This window comes from Mesorhizobium sp. P3_A9 (assembly GCF_056402975.1).
This window is the reverse complement of the sequence record NZ_JBFUGJ010000539.1, coordinates 1-2798: the sequence shown is the minus strand read 5'-3', so window position 1 is coordinate 2798 and position 2798 is coordinate 1. Positions and strand designations below refer to the sequence as shown.

2 protein-coding genes and 1 pseudogene are annotated in these 2798 nt (G+C 61.9%); all 3 read left to right on the top strand.

Translation table 11 applies throughout. From position 1 onward, the window contains the following. A pseudogene (locus tag AC1DX0_RS34110) lies at positions 1-174 on the top strand (glycosyltransferase family 1 protein); the annotation flags it as partial. An 89-nt stretch (positions 175-263) separates the two neighbouring features. After that, a complete protein-coding gene (locus AC1DX0_RS34105; protein WP_477358747.1) occupies positions 264-1799 on the top strand; it encodes an undecaprenyl-phosphate glucose phosphotransferase in 1536 nt (511 codons plus the stop codon). Next, the coding region (locus AC1DX0_RS34100; RefSeq protein ID WP_477358745.1) for an O-antigen ligase family protein at positions 1796-2798 on the top strand (1003 nt) is incomplete at its 3' end. The genes AC1DX0_RS34105 and AC1DX0_RS34100, both read left to right, overlap by 4 nt.

Genomic DNA, 2798 nt, shown 5'->3' with positions numbered 1-2798 from the left:
GCCCTGATCCGCCCCGACCCGGCCGAACTCGCCGGCAAGATGAGCGAGGCGCTGGCCGATCTCTCAGCCTACAGCAAACTGATGCCCGATGGCGGCAGCCTCAGGGCGCGCTTCGGCGCCGACGTCATGGCCGCTGAAATCGAGAAGGCCTATTTCGCCGCGCTCGACGGGTAACGCCCAAGCCTTTCCAAAGCCACGCGTTGCTTCAAGGGTTTCTTAGCTCTCTTTTGCTATTGACCGAGGGGAAGCTTGCGGAAAGCCCCATGAACGAGATCGACCCAGCGCGCCGCTTTTCACCTGAAGCGGTGCGTAAATTCGACGGCCCAGCTGAGGGCGATGTGCCCGGCAGCATGAACGACGTTGCCCGACAGGTCGCGTCGCAATACCGGCGCGATACGATGTCGCCGATCATGGTCAGCGGCGTCCTGCGCATGGTCGAGTTCGGGATCCTGTTCGTTTCGGGGCTCTGCGTTTATTTCTACTTTGTAGGTTTCTTCAACTATCTCGCCTGGCAATATCCGGTGACGATTGCCGCCACGTCGTTCCTCGCCGTGGTGCTGCTCGATGTCACCGACTGCTATCAGGTCGTTTCGCTGATGCGGCCGATCGCCAATTTCGGCCGCATCCTGTTGGCCTGGGCCGGAGCCTTCGCGCTGATGGCGTTGACGGCGTTCRCCKTSAAGATRTCGGARGACTATTCGCGCCTGCTSYTCGGCRCCTGGTTCGTCGYCGGTTTCCTTCTCCTCTTCGGCCTCAGGCTGGTGATGTCGAGACTGATCCGGCGCTGGGCACGCGATGGCYGCATGGAGCGGCGCGCCGTCATCGTCGGCGGTGGCAAGGCGGCGGAAGTCCTGATCCGCTCGGTCGAAAAGCAGCCCTATAACGACATCCGCATCTGCGGCATTTTCGATGACCGCTCAGACAAGCGCTCGCCGCCGATCGTCGCCGGCTATCCCAAGCTCGGCACCATTTCGGAACTGATCGAGTTCGCCCGCATCGCCCGCATCGACATGCTGATCGTGTCGCTGCCGCTGACCGCCGAAACCCGCGTGCTGCAGCTGTTGAAGAAGCTGTGGGTGCTGCCGGTCGATATCCGGCTTTCGGCGCATTCCAACGCGCTGCAGTTTCGCCCGCGCGCCTATTCCTTCATCGGCTCGGTGCCGATGCTCGACATCTTCGACAAGCCGATCAACGACTGGGATTCGGTTGCCAAGCGCGCCTTCGACATCATTTTCTCGCTGATCGGCATCATCGTCTTCTCGCCGGTGATGCTGGCGACCGCGATCGCCATCAAGCTCGACAGCAAGGGACCGGTGCTGTTCAAGCAGAAGCGGCATGGCTTCAACAACGAGATCATCGAGGTCTACAAGTTCCGCTCGATGTACACCGACCGCTCGGATCCGACCGCCAAGCAGACGGTGACCAAGAACGATCCRCGCGTYACCCGCGTYGGCCGCTTCATCCGCAARASCTCGATCGACGAACTGCCGCAGTTCKTCAAYTCGCTGYTGGGMTCGCTGTCRCTGRTCGGYCCGCGCCCGCAYGCSATYGCCGCSCAGTCGCACAACCTTCTCTACAAYGAGGTGGTCGACGGCTAYTTCGCCCGCCACAAGGTCAAGCCCGGCGTCACCGGCTGGGCGCAGATCAATGGCTGGCGCGGCGAGATGGATACCAACGAGAAGATCCGCATGCGGACGGAATACGACCTCTACTACATCGAGAACTGGTCGCTGCTGTTCGATCTGCGGATTCTGTTCCTCACACCGATCCGGCTGCTCAACACGGAAAACGCCTATTGAGCGCGATTTCCCATGAGCTGCCACCGGCCGCGGTCAACGCCAAGCTGATCGCGCTGATTTCTTCCGCTGCGGTGGTGGTCGGCATCCTTCTGTCCGGCTTCGTCATCAGCGAGCCGGCGCCTTACGAAATCTACATGGCCGGGCTGATCGCCATCTGGGCTCTGTTCGGCCTGCGGATTTCGCGTGCGGCCATGCCATTGCTGGTGCTGCTGGTGACGATGAACATCGGTGGCATGATCTCGATGACGCAGATGGCGGACCTCGCCTTCACGCCGCTCTATCTCTCCGTRTCGCTGTTTCTCGCCTTYAGCGCGGTGTTCTTCGCCTCCGTGACAGCCACGCAGCCAGGCCTCTACCGGCTGATCTTCAWTGCCTATGTCGTCTCGGCGGTGGCGACCTCGCTGCTCGGCATAGCSGGCTATTTCCACGCCTTCCCCGGCGCCGAWATGTTCACCARATACGACCGCGCCGCGGGCGCCTTCCAGGACCCGAACGTCTTCGGACCGTTCCTGGTGCTGCCCGGCATCTATCTGCTCTATCTGATCCTGACCGGTTCGGTCTCGCGCATGCCGCTGCTGGCAGTGCCGCTGCTGATCATCACATTGGGCATCTTCTTCTCCTTCTCGCGCGGCGCCTGGGGCATGTTCGCCGTTTCGGCGGTACTGCTCACCGGCTGCCTGTTCCTGCAAAGCGCCAGCGGCAAGTTCCGGCTGCGCGTGGTGATCATGACCGTCGCCGCCCTGTCACTGCTGACGATCGCCATCATCGTCATCCTGCAATTGCCCGGGGTGTCGGAGATGTTCTCCAACCGCGCGCACCTCGAACAGAGCTACGACACCGCCCGCCTCGGCCGCTTCGCCCGCTATGCGATCGGCTTCCAGATGGCGATGGAGCGTCCGTTCGGCATCGGCCCGCTGGTCTTCGGCAAGATGTTCGGCGAAGACACACACGACATCTGGCTGAAGATGCTGATGGATTATGGCTGGCTCGGCTTCGTGT